Annotated in this window: 11 protein-coding genes; 5 read left to right on the top strand and 6 right to left on the bottom strand. The window is 65.1% G+C overall.

Translation table 11 applies throughout. From position 1 onward, the window contains the following. Positions 1-13: 13 nt before the first annotated feature. From ACV229_RS22470 to ACV229_RS22450, 5 genes are all read right to left on the bottom strand, one after another. Positions 14-1873, bottom strand: a complete 1860-nt coding sequence (locus ACV229_RS22470) for an FUSC family protein (protein WP_448085310.1) — start codon at positions 1871-1873, stop codon at positions 14-16. A 7-nt stretch (positions 1874-1880) separates the two neighbouring features. Continuing rightward, positions 1881-2936, bottom strand: coding sequence for a multidrug transporter subunit MdtN (gene mdtN / locus ACV229_RS22465; RefSeq protein ID WP_448085309.1), 1056 nt, complete (start codon positions 2934-2936; stop codon positions 1881-1883). Between the two features lie 15 nt (positions 2937-2951). After that, entirely contained in the window at positions 2952-3272 is a 321-nt protein-coding gene (locus tag ACV229_RS22460) for a YtcA family lipoprotein (protein ID WP_448085308.1), read from the bottom strand. Positions 3273-3561: 289 nt separating this feature from the next. After that, positions 3562-4644, bottom strand: a complete 1083-nt coding sequence (locus ACV229_RS22455; RefSeq protein ID WP_448085307.1) for a porin — start codon at positions 4642-4644, stop codon at positions 3562-3564. A gap of 157 nt (positions 4645-4801) precedes the next feature. Further along, positions 4802-6448, bottom strand: coding sequence for a fatty acid--CoA ligase (locus ACV229_RS22450; RefSeq protein ID WP_448085306.1), 1647 nt, complete (start codon positions 6446-6448; stop codon positions 4802-4804). Positions 6449-6712: 264 nt separating this feature from the next. Here ACV229_RS22450 and ACV229_RS22445 point away from each other — a divergent pair, with 264 nt between their 5' ends. Both ACV229_RS22445 and ACV229_RS22440 read left to right on the top strand, forming a co-directional pair. Further along, positions 6713-9541, top strand: a complete 2829-nt coding sequence (locus tag ACV229_RS22445) for a LuxR C-terminal-related transcriptional regulator (protein ID WP_448085305.1) — start codon at positions 6713-6715, stop codon at positions 9539-9541. A 93-nt stretch (positions 9542-9634) separates the two neighbouring features. Then, complete coding sequence (locus ACV229_RS22440) at positions 9635-10876, top strand: PucR family transcriptional regulator (protein ID WP_448085304.1); 1242 nt, start codon at positions 9635-9637, stop codon at positions 10874-10876. A 35-nt stretch (positions 10877-10911) separates the two neighbouring features. Here ACV229_RS22440 and ACV229_RS22435 read toward each other — a convergent pair whose 3' ends face one another. Then, positions 10912-11823 (bottom strand): EamA family transporter, encoded by a 912-nt coding sequence (locus tag ACV229_RS22435; RefSeq protein ID WP_448085303.1) that lies wholly within the window; start codon positions 11821-11823, stop codon positions 10912-10914. A 115-nt stretch (positions 11824-11938) separates the two neighbouring features. Between ACV229_RS22435 and ACV229_RS22430 the strand changes: the two genes are divergently transcribed. The 3 genes from ACV229_RS22430 to ACV229_RS22420 all read left to right on the top strand — a co-directional run bounded on the left by ACV229_RS22430 (position 11939) and on the right by ACV229_RS22420 (position 14324). Next, positions 11939-12712 carry an AraC family transcriptional regulator gene (locus ACV229_RS22430; protein WP_448085302.1) on the top strand — a complete coding sequence of 258 codons (774 nt, stop codon included), beginning with the start codon at positions 11939-11941 and terminating at the stop codon, positions 12710-12712. 289 nt (positions 12713-13001) lie between these two features. Continuing rightward, positions 13002-13400, top strand: coding sequence for a DUF3331 domain-containing protein (locus ACV229_RS22425; protein WP_448085301.1), 399 nt, complete (start codon positions 13002-13004; stop codon positions 13398-13400). A gap of 120 nt (positions 13401-13520) precedes the next feature. Next, positions 13521-14324: an enoyl-CoA hydratase/isomerase family protein gene (locus ACV229_RS22420; protein WP_448085300.1), complete on the top strand. Its 804-nt coding sequence runs from the start codon at positions 13521-13523 to the stop codon at positions 14322-14324. Positions 14325-14399: the final 75 nt, after the last annotated feature.

The following is a 14399-nucleotide window of genomic DNA, read 5'->3' as shown; positions in this document are numbered from 1 at the left end:
CCAGTGCTTGCGCTTAGCTGTCGAGCGACGCGGCAAGGTCGGCCTGAAACGCCGTCGCCGCGGTCTCGGTCGGCATCGGCAGGCTCAGCGACCGCCGCTCCGCGCCATAGGCATCGATCGCAAGCAGCACTTCCCGGATCTGCGCGAGCAAGGTCTGCATGCGCAAGGTCAGGCCTTCCGGCTGCCCTTCCGCCATCTGCCAGCCCGGCTCCAGAGCGACGCGAGCCGACATGGCTTCGCTGTCGCCCAGCTCGCCCCACAGCGGAATGGGCACCGGGCCGGTCGCGCCCGAGCGAAGATGCGCGCCGACCCGGCGCACCAGTGCGGCCGCGCGCTGACGCAGCGCTTCGCCTTCGGCCTCGGGCCACAGAAACGCGTGGACGACCGCCGACACGGCCACGCCGAGCAGGATGCCGACCATCCGGTCGCGAATCTCGGTGAGATTGGTGGTCGGACCGAATTGCTCCAGCACGGCCAGCGCGAACGTAAACATGATCTGGGTGCCGGCGTAGCTGATGCGCTCCGAGCCCGCGGCGACCCACGCGCTCAGCGCGATCACCGGCAACGCCATCAGCAGCAGCCCGACGATCCCGTCGAGATGCGGGATGACCCACACGACCATCGCGAGCGCCAGCGCGCTGCCCACGATCGCGCCGCCGATCCGGAGCACCGCGCGCTGGGTCGTCGCGCCGAGGCTCGGTTGCGCGACGATCAGGCAGCTCAGCATCATCGTATGGATGCCTTGCCAGTCGGTCGCGATGTAGAAGACGTAGCTGAACAACGCCGCCATCAGCGTCTTCAGCGCGAACTGCGCATAGACCGGGTTGGTGAACGCATCGGGTACGAGCTGGCGCCCCCGCTCGGCCGGCGATTCGGCGGATGGCGGCGCAGCCGACCGATCCGCGAACGCCAGCAATGCATCGCGCATTTCCGCCAGCGCACCCGGCAGTCCGTCGGCCTTCAGCTCGACCAGCGGCCGGGGCGCGACAAACGGTGCGCCGGTCTTGATCGCGTGCTGGAGACGCCCGCATGCATCACGCAGCGCGGGAATCGCGTCGGCCGTCAATCCGGCGGCAGAGACCGGCAGGTGCCCCGTCGCGGCGTACAGCCGCGAGACCGCCGCGACCCGCGCCAGGTGCAAAGCCTGGTTCGCGCGATAGGCGGGATCCCGCATCGTCGCGAAACGGAGCAGCTTCTGGAGCGTCAGCATCCCGGCCTGGATGTCGCGCGCCCCCGGCACGCTTGCGACCGATCCGCGTTGCCCGAATTCAGCCAGGCTCGCATCGATTGCAGCCAGTTGCCCGCACATCGCGGCTTCGAGCTGGCGCACGGGTTCCGCGGGCAGGAACAGCGTATTGATCACGAGCGTCACCGCGATCGCATAGTTGATCGCGACCCAGACGCACAGCGTCGCGCGCACCAGCAGTTCGGCCTGATCGGTCCGATCGACGAACGTCTGCACGTAGATGACGACGAGGCCGACGATGAAGAATACGACGCCGATCTTGGCCACCCGCATCAGGTAGACGCTGACGAAGAACAGCGCCCCTGCCAGCAGGATTCTCAGCAGCGGATAGTCGTACGTGAACTTGAGTACCAGAATCGCGCAGCCGATCGCCACCGTCGACCCGATGACGAACAGTGTGCCGATCAGGCGCGTCACGACGACATTCGCCTGCGTCACGTAGAACACGACGATCAGCGACAACGCGAGGAGCGGCACCTGCAGCGCCATCGACGTGACGATGATGAGCGCGCTCGCGAGAACGCAGCGCAACGTCACGTTCATGCGCCCCGGGTACGGGCGGATCTCGCCGCCGACGAAGCTTGCGAAGCGCTGAAGGCTGCTCGGCGCGGTTTGCGCGGTGCTCATGCGATGCTCACCGGGACGCATCCCGCGCGGACGCGTCGCGCCGCAGCGTGGCGACCGCCGACGTGCCGATCCGGAACATGTCCGGGTCCGGGTTCTGCACCGCGATCTTCACCGGGAAGCGCTGCGACACGTGCACCCAGTTGATGCTGCGCGCGACGCGCGGCAACCCCTCCATCACCACGCCGCCATCGTCGGGCAGCACGCCGTAGCTGATCGAATCGATCCTGCCGTCGAACCGCTTGCCCGTGTCGCTCATCAAATAGACGGTGGCCGGCAGGCCGGCATGCACGCCCTTCAGGTCCGTCTCGCGGAAATTCGCGATCACGTACCAATGTCGGGTATCGATCAGCGTAAAGACCGGCTTGAGCGCCGACGCGAACTGGCCGACCGTCGTGCGCAGCGCGGCAACCCGTCCGTCGAACGGCGCGCGCACCTCGGTGAACTCGAGGTTCAATTCCGCGATCGCGATCTGCGCGTCGACTTCGGCGCGCTGCGCGACCAGCGCATCGACGCCGCTCACCGCGGCGGCAGCCTGCCGGGCCTGCAGCATCGCCGCGTTCAATTCGGCTTGCGCCGACCGCTGCGCGGTGCGGGCGCGATCGACGTCTTCCGCCGACGTATAGCCTTGCGCCAGCAGCGGCTCCATGCGGCGCAGCGTATCGGCCGCCTGACCTGCCTGCGCGCGGGACCGCTCGACCGCCACCTTCACGGAATCGGCGTTGTATTGCTGCGCGTTGACCGAGCGCTGCGTGAGCGCGATCTGCTTGTCGAGTGTCACGAGCCGTGCGCGCGCCTGATTCAGCGCGTCCTGGTACGGTCGCGGATCGATCCGGAACAGCAGATCGCCCTGCTTGACGGGCTGGTTGTCGCGCACCGGCAACTCGACGATGCGTCCGTTCACTTCCGGCACGACGTTGATCGTGTCGGCGTACACATACGCGTCATCCGTGCTCGGCGCACGATCGAGACGCCACAGCACGACGCCGAGCAGCACCAGTGCGGCAACGACGATGAACAACGCGGGAAGGGACTTTTTGCGCGGGGCGCCGGAAGCGTCGGACATATGCGGTACGCGTGATCAGTGGGGGAAGAAAAGCAGCCAGAAGGCCATCGCGAGCAACGCGGAAAGGGCCGGGTAGCTGACGGCCAGCGGCGCGAGCAAGCCGCGCTTGCCGACCTTGCCCAGCACGACATGAACGATCACGGTACCCAGGACCCCGCCGACGATGCAGAACAGCCAATCCGGAAAACCCGCGCCGAATACCGCGACCGACGGCGCGGGCGCACATCCTTCGAGCAACAGGCTTGCCGCAATCGAAACGAGAGTCGGGGCGGTAGACGAACGCATCTGCAAAGTACTCACGGCAACGGAAGAAAACGGCACGACGGGATGCCGCAACGTGGATTCGATGATTGAATGAACACGACGAGGGAAGGCCCGGACGGGCCGCCGCGAAGGCCGGACACCCTTTCCGCATTCGCGCTGAAAGGACACGTCGGACGGCGAACACGCGTGTCGCGACCCGACTTTCGATGGTAAGCGCGGACGGATGCCGCGAATATCGTGAAATCGAACATCGCGATTGTGATTAGTCACAATGCACCTGGGTGCGACCGTGGGCCGGCCCCCGCGAATTCGTGCGCCGGCGGGGGCGTCGCCCCGCCAGCCGATGGCGTCGATCGCGCCGTCAGAACGTATGGCGAAGGCCGACCACCGCACCGACCGTCGTGCCGGCCCCCTCGAACAGCGCGCCGTTGATCGCCAGCCCCGTGTCCATCCGGCCATGGTTGTGCACCAGCCCGACCTGGCTGTATACAGTGGTCGCCTTCGACAGGAAATACCGCAATCCGACCGCGGTCAGGACCGAATGATTGGCCGTATCGTTGCCGTCGCTCGTCACCCACGCGCCCGCGTCGGCCTCGACGGCGGGCGTAAAGGCGTAACTTGCCCCCCCGCCGTACACCCGGTTGTCGAACGAGCCGCTCACCTTGAAGAGCGCGTACGAACCCTTGACGGTCAGATTGCCGATGCTGTACGCCGCGCCGATCGAGCGGCCGGTGAACGGCACGGTGCTGGGGATCGGCGTCGCCGCCGTACCGCCCGCGTTGCCGTTGTACATCGCCGCCGTGACGAGCAAGCCGCCGGCCTGGTATTTCAGGCTGGCCGAGTATTGCCGTCCCGACTGGAAATCGCCCGCCTTCCCGCCGAAGCCGAACATCGCGCTGCCCTGAAAGCCCGCAACGACCGGACTCGTATAGGAAACGGCGTTCTGGTTGAACAGCCCCGTGACCAGCAGGTTGTCGACGTAGATGACCGCGCCGCTGCCGAAATAGGCGATATCGCGCGCGTCGGTCGCAATCTGCGACAGCACGAACGGCGAATATTGCAGACCGGCCTTCACCGTGCCGAAGTCGCCGCTCAAGCCGATCCAGGCCTGACGGCCGAACATGTTGCCGTTCGAATTGCCGAACCCGCCGCTCGGCACATCGATGCCGCTTTCGAGGACGAACGTCGCCTTCAGCCCGCCGCCCAGGTCCTCGACGCCGCGCAAGCCGAATCGCGACGCCGACGCGGCGCCGTCGACCAGCGCGAACTTGTGGCCGTCATTCGCTCCCGTCGCCAGATTCAGCGACTTGCTCGTGTAGAGCACCGCCGCGTCGAGTACGCCGTATAACGTGACGCTGCTCTGGGCATGCGCCAGTCCGGACGTCGTACCCAGCGATGTCGCGACAAAAAAGCCGAGCGCTCCCTGACGCCATGGTGATTTCATTCCCTGCCTCCAAACCAGATTAATTATTTTCAATAGAAGCCCCACAGCCGCGCGCCGATCGCGCGACTCCGTTGCACGTCACAACACCAACACGGTTACGATTCGCTCGCGCGGGCGGCTGCGGCAGCGGCTACCACGGCTGCCTGAAATGCGCCGGTCACGCGCTCGCGTACCGGCTGCGCAGCGCCTTCTTGTTGATTTTTCCGACGCTGGTCTTGTCGATCGATTCGACAAACAGGATCGATTGGGGAATCGCGAATTTCGAAATCAGCCCGCGTTCGACGAACGCGGCCAGGTGCGCGCGAATCGCGTCCGCGTCCGCGACCTCGCCGGCCTTCAGCACGACGAGCGCCAGCGGCCGCTCTCCCCACTTGTCGTCCCGGATGCCGATCACCGCGACCTCGCCGACCGCCGGGTGACGGGAAACCAGGCTCTCGACCTCGAGCGACGACACCCATTCGCCACCGGACTTGATCATGTCCTTGATGCGATCCGTCACCTGCAGATACCCGTCGCTATCGATGAAACCGATATCGTTCGTGTGCAGATACCCGCCCGCCCACAGCGTCTCGGACGCTTCCGGGTTGTCGAGATAGCCCTGCGCCAGCCACGGTGCGCGCACGACGATCTCGCCCGGCGTCTTGCCGTCGTGCGCAACGTCATGCATGTCCGCGTCGACAATGCGCAGGTCGACCAGCGGAATCGGCAAGCCCGTCTTGGTCCGGACATCCAGCGACTGCGACGCGTCGTCGAGCATCGACGTCCTGACCTGCGAGATCGTCAGCACCGGACAGGTCTCGGACATCCCGTAGCCGGCAAAGATGTCGATGCCCCGCTCCAGCGCGAGCCGGGCGAGCCCCTTCGGCAGCGCCGAGCCGCCGATGATCACCTTCCAGCGGCTCAGGTCGATGTCCTTGCTGGCGGGACTCGTCAGCAACATCTGCATGATGGTCGGCACGCAGTGCGAAAAGCTGACGTTCTCGCGCCGGATCAGATCCAGCAACGTCTCCGGCGCATAGCGGCCGGGATACACCTGCTTGATCCCGAGCAGCGTGGCGACGTACGGCAGCCCCCACGCATGGACGTGAAACATCGGCGTGATCGGCATGTACACGTCGTCCCGGTCGAGGCGGCCTTGCTTCGGCGCACTCGCGAGCGCGGTCGTCGTCGCCAGCGTGTGAAGGACGATCTGCCGGTGCGTGAAACAGACGCCTTTGGGTGCGCCCGTCGTGCCGGTCGTGTAGAACGTCGTGGCCCGCGTGTTCTCGTCGAAATCGGGGAAGTCGAAATCCGGCGACGCTTCCGCCAGCTGCGCCTCGTACTCGCCGACAAAGGCGGCGGGCAAGTCGGCGAGGCCGCTGTCATCGATCAGCACGAACCGGTCGATATCGCACAGCCCACCCCGGATCCTGTCGAGCAAGGGAAGGAACTCTGCGTTGACCAGCAGCACGGATGCACGGGAATGGTTCAGCGTGTACGCGATCTGCTCGGGCGACAGCCTGACGTTGACCGTCATCAGCGTGGCGCCCATCATCGGGATGCCGAAATAGCATTCCAGATAGCGATGGCTGTCCCAATCCATCACGGCAACCGTGTCGCCCGGCCTCACGCCCAGCGCCTGCAGTCCGCTGGCCAGCTGCCCGATGCGGTGACGCAGCGTCCAGTAGTCGTACCGCGTCTGTCCCCGGTACACGATCTCCTGCTCGGGGTTGACCGCGAGCGGCGTATGGAGCAGCTGCTTGATCAGCAGCGGGTACGCATAGGCCGATGACGACTGACCGACCAGCGAAGCGGCACGCACCATTGATTCCTCGACAGACTGTTGACAGACGCTGGACCCGACGCATCACGTGTTCCCGGCGCGACGATCGCGTCACCGCGAGCCGGTCGGACATGAACCTGATGCAAGACTACGGGGAGGCAGGACAGGCGTGTGCGCAACGACGGGGAGGTAGGGGGCAGCGCGCCGGGGGGGTCACGCCGGCACCCCACCCTCCCGTGGGAAAACCCTCATCGCCCGCACCGTGACTCCGATTATCATGGCGGGGTGAATTCCGGGCAGATTGCAATGAACTTACCGATCGATTCTGATGAAAATCTTTGGAATCTCTCGTTAATAAGAACGAAAATGGCTCCGCCGCGTCCGCCACGAGGCCGGGTGACGCGCCGGACGCTGCTGAGAAAACTCGCTGCCGCGGCCGAGCACACGGTCACGCTGATCATCGCGCCGGCGGGCTTCGGCAAAACTACGACGTTGTCCGAATGGTGCGAACTGCTCCGCACCCGGCACCAGCTCGTCGCATGGCTCAGCCTCGACAGCGACGACGATGATCCCGACCAGCTCGGCGCGTACCTCGTCGCGTCGCTGAGCCACGGCACGGGCGGCGTCGGGCAGCAAGCCGAAAAGCTGCTGCGCAAGGATCCGCTGACCCCCGGCAGAACCGTCATCTCCGTGCTGCTCAATGAAATCGCGACCTGCGGCAAGCAGGTCTTTCTGATCCTGGACGACTTCGACCGCCTGACGTCGGCCCCGGTGTGCGCTGCGATGCTCCGGCTGTTGCGCTACGCGCCCGAGAATTTCCACGTCCTGCTCGGCGCGCGCGGCGAGCCCAGGCTGGCGCTTTCGCAATTCCAGGCTCAGGGCCAGCTGCTGCGGATCGACGAATCCGACCTGCGCTTTTCCGCGGACGACGCGCAAGCGTTCTTCGCGCGCACGGCCGCCGCGCCGCTCGACCGCCCCGCCGTCGAGCGCCTCAACGACGCGACCGAAGGATGGATCGCAGGCCTGCAGCTCGCGGCCCTGTCGCTGAAGGAAACCACCGACACCACGCAGCTGGCGCGCGATCTCGCCGGCAACCGCTTCGGCATCGATGCCTATCTCGACGATGCGGTGCTGACCCGCCTTCCGCCGGCCGTCTATCAGTTTCTGCTGCGGACGTCGATTCTCGATCGCCTGAGCCCGGGACTCTGCGACGCGATCATGGGCGCCGGCGCACGCAGTTGGGAAAAGCTCGACTGGCTGGAGCGCCACAACCTCTTTATCCGTGCGCTCGACGACGAGCGGCAATGGTTCCGGTATCACGCGCTGCTGTCCGAAGCGCTGAGGCGGCGAGCCGCCCGGCAACTCGCCGGCGACATGCCGCGACTCCACCATCGCGCCAGTCAGTGGTTCGCCGACGCGCGGCAATGGCCGGAGGCCGTGCGCCATGCATTGGCCGCCGGCGAAGCGCCGCAGGCCGCGACCTGGGTCGAAAACTGCGCGATGGCGTTGATGAATCGCAGCGACGTAAGCGGTTTGTTGAGCCTGATCGGCAAGCTGCCTGATGAACTGGTGCAGTCGAGATCGCGGCTGCTGCTTGCCAAGGCATGGTCGCTTGCGTTTCTGATGCGCGTGTCGGAGGCCGAGGACGTATTGCGGTCGGTGAAATCGGGCCTCGCGCGCCATCACGTCGATGGCGCGCCGATGGAAGGCGAACAGGAGGAGACGCTGCCGATCGAGGTGATTGCCGTGGACGCGGCGCTTTCCGGCTTTCGCGACGACAGCTACCGGTCGCTCGAGCTGGGCCGCGAAGTCGCGGCGTCGCCCCTGCCCGTCTCGGCGTGGGTCAGACGGATCGGCGAAACGGCGCAGGTCTTCGGCCTGATGCACGATGGCCGCTTCGACGAGGTCGAGCAGATCGGGCGCGAAAGAGCGGCCGATCCCCCCGACGATCACGAATCGGTCTACGCGAGCGTCTACAGCGAATGCATGTTCGGACTGAACATGCTGATGCATGGCCGCCCGACGGAGGCTGCCGCGCTGTTCGAGTCGGCAATCGCTCGCGCGGAAGCGAACGTCGGCCGCAACTCCGCCGCGGCGGCGGTTCCGGCGGGCTACCTGGCGGCCGTGTGCTACGAGCGCAATGATTTGTCCCGCGCCCGGCAACTGATCGACGACCGCTCGGCCATTACGGCGGAGACGTGTCCGCTTGGCTCGCTGTCGAACTACTGCCGTATCGCGGCCCGGCTGTACGCGCGGGACAACGATATCGCGTCGGCCTTGCTGTGCCTGAAACAGGGCACGGAAATCGCTGCGTCCCGGCGCTGGTTGCGCATGCATGCCGCGTGCGACGCCGAAATCGTGCGGTTATGCGTGCAACGTGGCTGGATCGATCGCGCGAAGGAAGCGGCCGACGAACTGGCAGCGCTGATGCCCGAGCAGATTCCGGCGCCGATGGGCAGCTTCCTCGAGACATGGACCAGCTGGTGCGAGGTGAACGCGCGGCTCGACATCGCGACAGGCAAGCCCGATCGGGCCGCCGAACGCCTCGACGAATTGAAGAACACGCTGGCCCGGGCCGGCATGAAATATCTGGAAGCGCGGATGTCGCTGCTGCACGCATTGGCGCTCGCGCAGCTTCATCAGCTGCGGCAGGAAAGCGCGCACGACGCGGCGTTCGAAGCACTGGAAGACGCCCTGCGTTACGCACAGGCGAACGGCATGATCGGCAGTTTTGTCGACGAAGGCGCACCGGCGCTGCGGCTGCTGACGAAATGGGCACACGACACGCCCGACCTGGCGGGTATTCAACAAGCCTTCCTGGACAGGCTCGTCGCCGCGTTCGATCAGCCTCGGCTGCCGGCCAGCGACGACGATACGCGCGCTGCCCGGAACCTGCTCAGCTCGCGCGAGATCGAGATTCTCAACCACATCGCCCACGGCCTGTCCAACAAGGAAATCGGGCGTGCATTGCGCGTTGCGCCCGAGACGATCAAATGGCACTTGAAGAACATCTTCGAGAAGCTCAAGGTCGGCTCCCGGTTCGAGGCCGTCCAGAGCGGGCTGGGTGTCACGCCGATCGATCGCGGCGAAGCAAAGGAATCCGATGCGGCGCCGCCGCAACATCGCGCGACGTAGCACCGGCATTGCCGAACCCTTCTGCGGCATGCACATCGCGCCGCACGACCCGAAGCGCCCCCATTCGAGGAGCCATCCGAGGAGCGACAGAGCGTGACAACCCGAATTCCCGACATCTCCCCGGCCTTGCGTCAGTGGACCGCAAGCGTGATCCAGAACTACGCGGTGTTCGTCGAGCGCGTGTACAAGGCATTGGTGAACGTCCAGCCGTATGCCGACCTCGATTCGACCACGAAGCTGGATATCCGCAATTCGATCGCGTTGTCCTCCAGGCTTTGGCTCGACACGCTGTTGTCCGGCAGCCTGCCGTCGGAGGAGTCGCTCGAGCGCTTCCGCGAGTACGCGCGCCGCCGCGTCTACCAGGGCGTTCCGCTCGAAGCGCTGCTGCGCGCATTTCGGCTCGGATCTCGCGAACTATGGTGCTTCTACATCGAACTCGACGAGAACAACGACACCCTGCGGGACGAGCTGCTGTTCAGCGTTTCGCCGTACCTGATGGAATTTTTCGACATCCTGGCGCAAGAGGTCTCGCAGACTTACCTGCAGGAGCAATACAAGCAGGCGCGCTGGCGAGAATCGCTGCGCTATCAGCTGCACAGCATCATTTTCAATTTCCCCGACGATGCCGACGGGTTCTCCAAGACGGCCGCCGCACTTCGCCTCGACGTGACCGTTCCGCGCATCGCGCTGGCCATCGATGTCGGCGCGATCGACAGCAATTCGCCCAGCTTCAAGAGCGAGATCGACCGGATCGTCGCGGCGACTGCGCGGCGCCTCAAATTGCCGGTCGACGATCTCTTCGACATCTGGTTTCGCGGACGGCTGCTCGTCTGGATACCTGTCCGGCTCGGCGACCTGACGGGCATCAGCGATCTTCAGATGGCCAGGCAGATCGCGTCGATCGCGGATACGCTGCCCGAGATCGACGCAATCGGCGTCGGTCTCCCCGGCGAAGGCGCGTCGGGCTGGGCGATGTCCGCGGACGAAGCGGGCCGTGCGCTCTGCTTCGGCCGGCGTCGCGCCGAACAGGATCGGGTGCGCCTGTATTCCGAAATCGCCGTCGAAGAAAGCATCCGCGGAACGAAACGCGCGTTGGGGTATCTGGTTTCCCTGGTCGAGCAGCTGGCCGGTGAACCGGATTTGCTCGAAACGCTCCGCACTTACTTCGACCAGCTTCAGCGCCGTAAGGCGACCGCAAGCGTGCTGGGCATTCATCCGAACACGCTCAACTACCGGCTGGAGCGAATCGAGAATATCCTCGGCGCGCGGCTGGACGACACCGGCTGGATCTCGAAGCTCGACATCGCGATCAAACTGCGCGGCGCGCTCAAATGACGAACGCGTGACGAAAAGTCCGCCTCCGCCGAGACCTAGCCAATGTCAGCGCTTCGTTGCGGCAGCGGAGTCGCACGCTTCCGGCCGAAGACCGCCCGCCCTTTCTTCAGACCGATCGCCAGCGCCGACAGGATCAACGCAATCGAAACCCAATCCGACCCGCTCGGCGCCTGATGCACGATGAAGATCGAGCTGACGGTACCGAACACCGGAATCAGCAGCGACAGTGGCGCCACCCTCGACGCCGGATACTCGCGCAACAGGAAGTTCCAGCCCCAGTAGCAGAAGTGCGTCGCGGCATACACCTGGAACGCCAGCGAAAAGACCGCCACGACGCTCACGTGCGATGCCAGCGCGACGAACGGCGCCGCGCCATGCAGCCACGCGGTCAGCAGGAACAGCGGTATCGGCGGGAACAGGCTTGCCCACACCACGAACGCGAAAATCTCCCGCACCCCGGAAATCTTGATCACGACATTGCCGATGCTCCACGCGAGCGCGCTGACCATGACCAGCGCAAAGCCGATCGTCGTCGCCTTGCCGGGACTGCCCTGCAGTATGCCGACCAGCCCGACCGCAGCCAGCACGGTGCCTGTCAGTTGTGGCCATGTCAGGTTTTCGCGGAACAGCAGCACGCCCCAGCCGAGCGTGAAGAAGGCGCTGAACTGGATCAGCAGCGACGCACTGCCGGGCGGCACGCCCATCGCGATGCCGAGATTGATCAGCGCCCACATCGCCACACCGAAGATCAGTCCGTACACGGCCAGCCATCGGATGGCGACATTCGGGCGCCTCACGAAGAACACCCACGGGAACGCCGCCAGCGTGAAGCGGATCGCCGTCAGCAGCAACGGATCGATCCGGGCCAGCCCCAGCTTGGTGATCGGAAAATTGAGTCCCCAGACGGCCGTCACGAAGACGGCAAGGATCAGGTGTTTTCTTTGCATGGTTGGCGAGTCTTTCGTCGATGCCACGGCAGGAAGCCGCGGCGCGCAACGAAATATGCCCCGCCCGTGAATGGCCCGCTTTCAATTCAAGGTCATATGAAATTAGAATCGGGCCATGCCGAAAACCGCTCCCGATCCCTACGAAAACACACCGCGCGACGTGGTCGTGACGGCGAAGGATTATGCCGACGGGGCGCTGTTTGCATTGCACAGCCATCGCCGCGGCCAGTTCGCGTACGCTGCGCGCGGCGTCATCACGGTGGAAACCGGTGAAGGCAATTGGGCTGTCCCGCCGCTGAGGGCGATCTGGGTGCCGGCGGGGCTGCCTCATGCGATGCAGATGCGCGGCCCGGTGACGATGCTCAACACCTATGTCCACCCGCAGGCGGCGCGGCGTGCGGGACTGCCCGGGCACTGCCAGGTCTTCGGCGTTTCGCCGCTGCTGCGGCAACTGCTGGAGAAGGCCGTCGATGTCCCTGCCCGCTATGCCACCGACGGGCGCGATGGCCACCTGATGGGCCTGTTGCTGCACGAAATCGCCGACATGCCGGCGCTGTCGCTCAATGCCCCGTTGCCTGCCGAGCCGCGTCTCGCGCAAGTGTGCAGCGCGTTCCTTTCTGCGCCATCGCTCGAAGTCGGCATCGACGACATGGCGGAGCGTGCCGGCATGAGCCGCCGCACCTTCACCCGGCAGTTCCGCGCGCACACCGGCATCAGCTACCTCGAATGGCGGCAGCAGGCCTGCCTGCTGGCTGCCGTGGTTCGACTGGGCAACGGCGAACCCGTCACGCGCGTCGCGATGGAGCTGGGCTACAGCAGTCCGAGCGCCTTTTCGACAGCATTCAAGGGTGCCCTGGGCGAAGTCCCCAGCCGATACTTTGTGAAGTAAACAGAGACTGTACTGTCCGTCTCCCCGGCTGCGCGACTGCTCGAGCCATGAACGGCTCGGCCGCGGCACATTCGGGCTGCTCATGATCTCCCGAACGGCGCGGGTCCTGACCTGCCTGAGCAAGCACTCCCCCGATCCTCATCCATCCGGTCATCGGACGATTCCGCATTGGAAAAAAAGCTAGCGACGTTGTGTGTTGCTACATATGCTGAAGATCGGCATCACCTTAAGATCGATTGTGCCCGGTATCGCTGACTTGCAAGACGTACGGGTAACAGGAGGCGCCAGGATGGAGATCGGCAGACCGAACTGTCCAATATGGTCACACATGGTGGGCATGCTTGACGGCAAGAATCAGTTTGCGGACCACAGCCGGCCGTCCGGCAAGAATGTCGGACGAATGGTCCATCCGGAAAATCTTTCCGCGGTCGCGACGGTCAGGATATTAGGACGCCAAAGCATATCGACGATCAGCGTGGCATGGCATGACCCGACTTCATGCCACTACGGAGAGCAGGTCTGGAAGATCTGCATCGCCCGGCATCGCGGTATCTGCGCGTTGTCGCACGAGGCGATACATGTCGGCGACCTTGTCTATCGGCCGTCCCGCTTGCGGCCGAAGCCCGTCAATCTGAATTTCATGATTCTCGCCGCTGTCGTCGAGAACATTCAGGTACTCGACGCCTGAAGCGACCGTGCGCCGGTGCGCAGCACGACGGCACACGCCACGGGGCACACATTCGTTCGTGTCATTCGAGCGCCGTTGGTGCGGAATCAGCGCGAATCATCCATTTGAGAAATCGATCCGATGTCAAACACCCTGTCATTCCCCGTTTTCGACACCATCCTCTACGAAAAGAGGCAGGCGACGGCCTACGTGACGCTGAACCGCCCCGAGGTGATGAATGCGTTGAACCAGAAGGCGATCGCCGAACTGCATGCGGCGTTCCAGGATGCGCGGGACGACCCGCAGATTCGCGGGGTCATCATCACCGGCGCAGGCAATCGCGCCTTTATCGCCGGCGCCGACATCGGCGAGCTGGCGACCGCGACGCCGATCGAAGCCGAGCGCCGCACGCGTGCCGGCCAGGACCTGCTCAATCTCGTCGAACATCTCGGCAAGCCGGTCATTGCCGCCGTGAACGGGCTGGCGCTCGGCGGGGGATGCGAGACCGCGCTCGCCTGCACGATCCGGCTGGCGAGTCCCGCCGCGAAGTTCGGCCAGCCCGAAGTCAAGCTCGGGCTGATTCCCGGCTTTGGCGGGACCCAACGGCTCCCTCGCCTCGTCGGCAAGGGCATCGCGCTGCAACTGATCCTCACCGGCGAGATGGTGTCGGCTGAAGAAGCGCATCGGATCGGTCTGGTGAATGAAATCGTCGAGGCCGGCAGCCTGATCGCCCGGGCGGAAGCGATTCTGGCGCAGATTGCCGCGAACGGGCCGCTGGCCGTCGCCTATGCGATCGACGCCGTCAACCTCGGGCTCAACGCGGCTTTGCCGGAAGGACTCGCGCTGGAAGGCAAGCTCTTCGCGCTGTGCGCCGCGACCGACGACAAGAAGGAAGGGACCTCGGCCTTCCTGGAAAAACGGGCGCCGAAGTTCCTGGGCCGCTGACATGTCACGGCCGCTCTGTCTCTGCGTGCGATTCGGATGATTCCGTTCGACGCAATGCCCAACCCTCACATCGAA

This window comes from Burkholderia sp. MR1-5-21 (assembly GCF_053427715.1).
The sequence above is the reverse complement of the archived record's forward strand: the minus strand, read 5'-3'. Positions and strand labels throughout refer to the sequence as shown.

Bases quoted from the DNA above. Each gene is read 5' to 3' on its own strand.
- ACV229_RS22470 (WP_448085310.1), bottom strand. From the start codon at position 1,873: ATGAGCACCGCGCAAACCGCGCCGAGCAGCCTTCAGCGCTTCGCAAGC.
- mdtN (WP_448085309.1), bottom strand. From the start codon at position 2,936: ATGTCCGACGCTTCCGGCGCCCCGCGCAAAAAGTCCCTTCCCGCGTTG.
- ACV229_RS22455 (WP_448085307.1), bottom strand. From the start codon at position 4,644: ATGAAATCACCATGGCGTCAGGGAGCGCTCGGCTTTTTTGTCGCGACA.
- ACV229_RS22450 (WP_448085306.1), bottom strand. From the start codon at position 6,448: ATGGTGCGTGCCGCTTCGCTGGTCGGTCAGTCGTCATCGGCCTATGCG.
- ACV229_RS22445 (WP_448085305.1), top strand. From the start codon at position 6,713: ATGAACTTACCGATCGATTCTGATGAAAATCTTTGGAATCTCTCGTTA.
- ACV229_RS22435 (WP_448085303.1), bottom strand. From the start codon at position 11,823: ATGCAAAGAAAACACCTGATCCTTGCCGTCTTCGTGACGGCCGTCTGG.
- ACV229_RS22430 (WP_448085302.1), top strand. From the start codon at position 11,939: ATGCCGAAAACCGCTCCCGATCCCTACGAAAACACACCGCGCGACGTG.
- ACV229_RS22425 (WP_448085301.1), top strand. From the start codon at position 13,002: ATGGAGATCGGCAGACCGAACTGTCCAATATGGTCACACATGGTGGGC.
- ACV229_RS22420 (WP_448085300.1), top strand. From the start codon at position 13,521: ATGTCAAACACCCTGTCATTCCCCGTTTTCGACACCATCCTCTACGAA.